The organism is Fibrobacter sp. UBA3629 (assembly GCF_002374005.1).
Classification (GTDB): Bacteria; Fibrobacterota; Fibrobacteria; order Fibrobacterales; family Fibrobacteraceae; genus Fibrobacter.
Genome location: NZ_DFLC01000009.1, coordinates 1,215 through 5,801, shown reverse-complemented (window position 1 = coordinate 5,801; position 4,587 = coordinate 1,215). Strand labels below are relative to the sequence as shown.

At 50.8% G+C, this 4,587-nt stretch carries 5 protein-coding genes and 1 pseudogene; 5 read left to right on the top strand and 1 reads right to left on the bottom strand.

Going from position 1 to position 4,587, the window contains the following annotated elements:
* Positions 1–168 precede the first annotated feature (168 nt).
* Positions 169–1,332, top strand: a complete 1,164-nt coding sequence (locus tag B2310_RS03060; RefSeq protein WP_290728580.1) for a Bcr/CflA family efflux MFS transporter — start codon at positions 169–171, stop codon at positions 1,330–1,332.
* 4 nt (positions 1,333–1,336) lie between these two features.
* On the opposite strand, the gene B2310_RS03055 is transcribed toward B2310_RS03060, so the two are convergent.
* Positions 1,337–2,989 (bottom strand): Na/Pi cotransporter family protein, encoded by a 1,653-nt coding sequence (locus tag B2310_RS03055; RefSeq protein WP_290728578.1) that lies wholly within the window; start codon positions 2,987–2,989, stop codon positions 1,337–1,339.
* A gap of 133 nt (positions 2,990–3,122) precedes the next feature.
* On the opposite strand from B2310_RS03055, the gene B2310_RS03050 reads away from it, so the two are divergent.
* From B2310_RS03050 to B2310_RS03035, 4 genes and pseudogenes are all read left to right on the top strand, one after another.
* On the top strand, positions 3,123–3,632 hold the full coding sequence (locus tag B2310_RS03050) for a cyclophilin-like fold protein (RefSeq protein ID WP_290728576.1): 510 nt from the start codon (positions 3,123–3,125) through the stop codon (positions 3,630–3,632).
* A gap of 91 nt (positions 3,633–3,723) precedes the next feature.
* Positions 3,724–4,050 (top strand): ArsR/SmtB family transcription factor, encoded by a 327-nt coding sequence (locus B2310_RS03045; RefSeq protein ID WP_088657778.1) that lies wholly within the window; start codon positions 3,724–3,726, stop codon positions 4,048–4,050.
* 56 nt (positions 4,051–4,106) lie between these two features.
* Entirely contained in the window at positions 4,107–4,346 is a 240-nt protein-coding gene (locus B2310_RS03040) for a thioredoxin family protein (RefSeq protein ID WP_088657843.1), read from the top strand.
* A gap of 41 nt (positions 4,347–4,387) precedes the next feature.
* Positions 4,388–4,587, top strand: a pseudogene (locus B2310_RS03035) (arsenate reductase ArsC); the annotation flags it as partial.

Sequence of the window (4,587 nt, the reverse complement as noted above, 5' to 3'; positions counted from 1 at the left end):
TCGATGCCTGTCACGTAAGCAAAAATTAGATAAAATCCTTGCCAACGGAAAAATTTTTTCCTAAATTCGCTTGCGAAATCAACGTGTAGCGGTCCCGCATAAGTCCAGTTGTCCGGCTTTGCGGGCTTTTTTTATGGCGATTTTACGCAGCTTCGCCAAGAGGATTATATGAGCGGAAAACAGAAATTCACTTTCCTTATGCTGTTGCTTGGGCTGCTTTCGGCATTTGGCCCTTTCGTGACAGACCTTTACTTGCCGGCCCTCCCGAGCCTTGCCGATTACTTTGCGGCAAGCCCCTCGATGGCGCAACTGAGCCTCACCATGAGCATGCTGGGGCTTTCGGTGGGGCAACTCTTTGTAGGCCCACTGAGCGACAAGTACGGGCGCAAAAAGTTGTTGCTAGTTTGTCTGTTGCTTTTTGTCTGCGGGACTGTCGCTTGCATTGTTGCGCCGAACATCGTAACCTTCAACGTGTTTCGTTTGTTGCAGGGCATGGCGGCGTCCGGCGGCATCGTGATAGCGCGTTCCATTTCGGCGGATTCCTACCGCGGCCCCGTCCTCACGAAGTTCCTTGCCATGGTGAGCGCTGTGAACGGAGTTGCCCCGATTATAGCCCCGGTGCTAGGCGGATTCTTGCTGAATTTCATGAGTTGGAAGGGAACATTCGCGGTATTGCTCCTGTACGGCGCTTTGCTGCTCTTTATGTCAGGGAAATTCCAGGAATCGCTCTCGGTAAAACGCCGCAGCAAAAAATCTGTCTTTGCGAGCTTTAGCTTGTACGCAAAAGTATTCAAGAACCGCACCTACATTTTGTATTTTTTGGTATGCACGTTCCCGATGATTATCTTGTTCGGGTATATCGCGTCGTCGCCCTTTATCTACCAAAAAATCTACGGTCTTTCGCCTGTGGGTTTCAGCCTCTGCTTTGCGTTGAACGCGTTGTTCACGGCGTTCGGTTGTGCGCTTTCGGGCAAGGTCGGCAACGAATTCAAGGCTCTCAAAATCGCTGGCGCGGGGATGCTCGTTTTCGCGATTGCCGTTGCTGCCGCACTCATGACACACGCTTTACTCCCGTTTCTGCAAGTCGCCTTCATGGGGCTTACGTTCATGTTCGGCATGAGTCAGCCCCCGGCAAACGCATTGGCTTTGAATGCGGAACGCGCAAATGCAGGTACCGCTGCAGCGGCCATCGGGGCATCGGGCTTCTTGATGGGCGGAATCGTCTCTCCGTTGGTGGGCATGGGCGACATCGCCACGAGTGCATCAATCGTGCTTCTCGTGGGCGCAGTGTTGACGCTTGTTTCGGTATTAGTAATAAGGTCTGGGCGATAATTTTTTACGCTCGGCGCTCTCCCATGAGCCTTGCCATGGTAAAGCAGCTGTCGCCCATCTTTTCGATTTTCCGTACGATGTCGATGTAAAGGAGTTCCGCCTTGACGTTGTTCCCTTCTTCGAGTCGCTTGCGCGCCACCTTCTTGAGCGCAGTCCGTTCGTTGTCGATGCGCTCTTCCAGGTCTCGGGCCGTGGCAAACTGTTCGGCAGAAAGTTCGCCGTCCATCGTGCCCAGGTGGCTATGCACAAGGTTCAGCAACTGCTGTACAAGCCCGATGTAGGGGAATAGCCGCTCCCTGTCTTCGGGGAGTATAGACAAATTCTTTTCGGCCACGCGCTTGATGAACAAGGCCACGGTAAGGCACTCGTCCGAGAGGGCTTCCAGTTCCGTGACAATGGAGAGCATGGAGTTGATGTCGTTCATCTGGAATTCAAGCAGGTTCAGTTTTTGGCACTTCAAAAGGTACGATGTCAGTTGTTCCTGCATCTGGTCTAGGTAGCCTTCTTCCTTTTCTAGCCAGTCGTAGTGGTTCGCGACAAATTCCTTCGGGTCTCCGGCAAGGCCGTTCTGGATGCGGGTGAACATTTCCACCGTGTTGTCGGCCATGTTCTGGATTTCTTTCCGCACCGAAACCAGCGGGATGGTTGCGGATTCGTGGGCGGCGAGATCCGGGAACGGGAAGGTGTAAACGGCGGGGATATCTTCGGGGGAATCCTTGATGATTTTTTTCGTAAGCCTTGCCACCTGCGTCGTGAAGGGGAGGAACAGGAGCGTTCCGGCCACGTTGAAAATCGTATGGAGCATGGCGATGTGGTAGGTGATGGCAACTTCGGCACGACCCGGAGTAATAAAGTCGACGATTATGGTAAGCTGTTTCAAAAACACCAGGGCGAGTACGGCCGTGACGCTATTGAAAATCACGTGGACCAGGGCCGTGCGTCGCGCGTTGTCCTTTGAACCGAAGGCCGCCATGATGGAATCCACCGTGGAGCCGATGTTGCTCCCGATGACAAGTGCCGCAGAAAATTCCCAGGTCAAAAGACCGTTGTACGCCATGGTGATGACGATTGCCGTCATGGCGGAAGACGAATGGATGAGCGCCGTTACGGCGATGCCGATAGCGACCGCGATGGGGAAACTCCAGAATCCCAAATCCTGGACTCTCCCCAGGAAGGACATGTTTTCCGCGTTCAGCGAAACCGCTTCGGAAAGCCACCCCAGCGCAACAAACATCAGGGAAAATCCCATGACGGCATGCCCGAGGTTTTCTTTCCTGAATTTCTTGAGCACAGTCAGCAGGTAGCCGATGCCGAAAATCGGCACTGCCAGGGCGGAAATCTTGAAATCGAACCCGAACAGGGCCACAATCCAGGCGGTAATCGTGGTACCGATGTTCGCGCCGAAAATGACCGCCACGGACTGTTCCAGGGTGAGCAGGCTCGCATTCACGAAGGAGACCACCATCACCGTCGTTGCACCCGACGACTGGATGAGCATGGTCAGGGCGCAACCGGTAAACAGACCGAAGAATCGGTTGCGGGTCATGAAGGAGAGTGCTTTTTGCAGTTTTTCGCCGGCGGATTTCTGAATGCCGTCGCTAAGGAGTTTCATCCCGAAAAGAAGGACGCAAAGGCTTCCAAGAATATTGAAAACCATTCCGAGAATTGTAGTCATAAGCCTCGTAAAGGGGTTGTTGGACTTACTCTAAAGATAGCAATTACGATTCTTACATTAAACATATTTAATTCTTCGTTATCGAAACGCAAGCCCAATTATTTATATTGTGTGTATGCGAAACATTGTCCTTGTAGCGTTGTTCTTTCTCGTGGCCTGCAGCGATGCCGCGAGCCATTCGACGCAACCCGAAACCCAGACGCCGAAATCGTCCGCCAGTAAAACGCCCGACGCAGTGCCAGCAAGTTCATCTGCCCAAACGGAGGCTCCCGTGAAACTCAAAATTCATGTGAACGATACCGCCTTCACGGCAACGTTCGAAGAAAATTCCTCCGCCAAGGCCTTCGCCGAATTCCTTGCGCAGGGCGACCTCACGCTCGACATGCACGACTATGGCAGTTTCGAGAAGGTTGCCGACCTGCCGCGCAGTTTCCCGCGCAACGACACGCAAATCGACACCGACGCGGGTGACATCATCCTTTACCAGGGCAACTCCATCACCATCTACTACGACAAGAATTCCTGGAACTTCACGCGCCTCGCCCGTATCGACAGCGTGAACAAGAAACGCCTTAAGGAAATCCTCGGCAAGGGGAACGTGAAGGCGACATTCTCGGTGGAATAAACGTTTTCTTGTCACCTCAAGAAAAAAACAATAATTCCCTTGCTTTTCAAAAATAATGTTTGTATATTTACGAACAACAAACAGGAATGAAATGGCCCAAAAGAGCAAATACTGTGAAGAAACAGAGACCTTGGCGAGGTATGCCAAGGCTTTGGCGCATCCCGCACGCGTAAGTATCATGCAGTTCTTGGCCAAGCGCAATACCTGTTATTTTGGCGATATCCACGAAGAATTGCCCATTGCGAAGGCCACGGTTAGCCAGCATTTAAAGGAACTAAAAGAGGCCGGTTTGATTCAGGGTGAAATTGAAACGCCCAAGGTCAAGTACTGCATAAACAAAAAGAACTGGAAAAAGGCTCAGGCATTGTTCAGTGATTTCTTCAATAAAGATTTTTGCAATAGGAAATGCGATTGCTAAAAAAATTTGCCATATATGTTCGTTATTCTACGAACTACAAACAAAAAGAGGATAAAATGAAAAACATAAAAATACTCATGAGTCAGTGTGGCTGCAATATCGCCTTTGCTGCAACAGTTGAAAAAATCGTTAAGGAATCGGGCATAGAAGCTTCAGTTTCCCGCATTGACGATGTTGTCCAAATGCTTCCGTACAATGTCATGACTTTACCCGCGCTTGTTGTCGATGAACGGCTTGTGTCCACAGGTAAAATTAGCGAAGATAAAATAAAAGAACTTATCAAAGGTGAAATGTGAAGATACTCTTTCTTTGTACAGGCAACAGGTGCCGTAGTCAAATGGCCGAAGGATTTCTCAAGGCTCTGGATTCGTCGTTGACCGTATGTTCTGCAGGAACGTTTCCGGCAAAGAACGTGCATCCGGCTGCAATCGAAGTGATGAAGGAACGAGGGGTTGACATTTCCCTTAATAAGCCCAAAAATGTATCGCAGTACCTTGATACATCGTGGGACTACGTTGTCACCGTCTGCGACAAGGC

Excerpts from the sequence above, each read along its gene's own strand:
- B2310_RS03050 (WP_290728576.1), top strand. The coding sequence starts at position 3,123 with ATGCGAAACATTGTCCTTGTAGCGTTGTTCTTTCTCGTGGCCTGCAGC.
- B2310_RS03045 (WP_088657778.1), top strand. The coding sequence starts at position 3,724 with ATGGCCCAAAAGAGCAAATACTGTGAAGAAACAGAGACCTTGGCGAGG.
- B2310_RS03055 (WP_290728578.1), bottom strand. The coding sequence starts at position 2,989 with ATGGTTTTCAATATTCTTGGAAGCCTTTGCGTCCTTCTTTTCGGGATG.
- B2310_RS03040 (WP_088657843.1), top strand. The coding sequence starts at position 4,107 with ATGAAAAACATAAAAATACTCATGAGTCAGTGTGGCTGCAATATCGCC.
- B2310_RS03060 (WP_290728580.1), top strand. The coding sequence starts at position 169 with ATGAGCGGAAAACAGAAATTCACTTTCCTTATGCTGTTGCTTGGGCTG.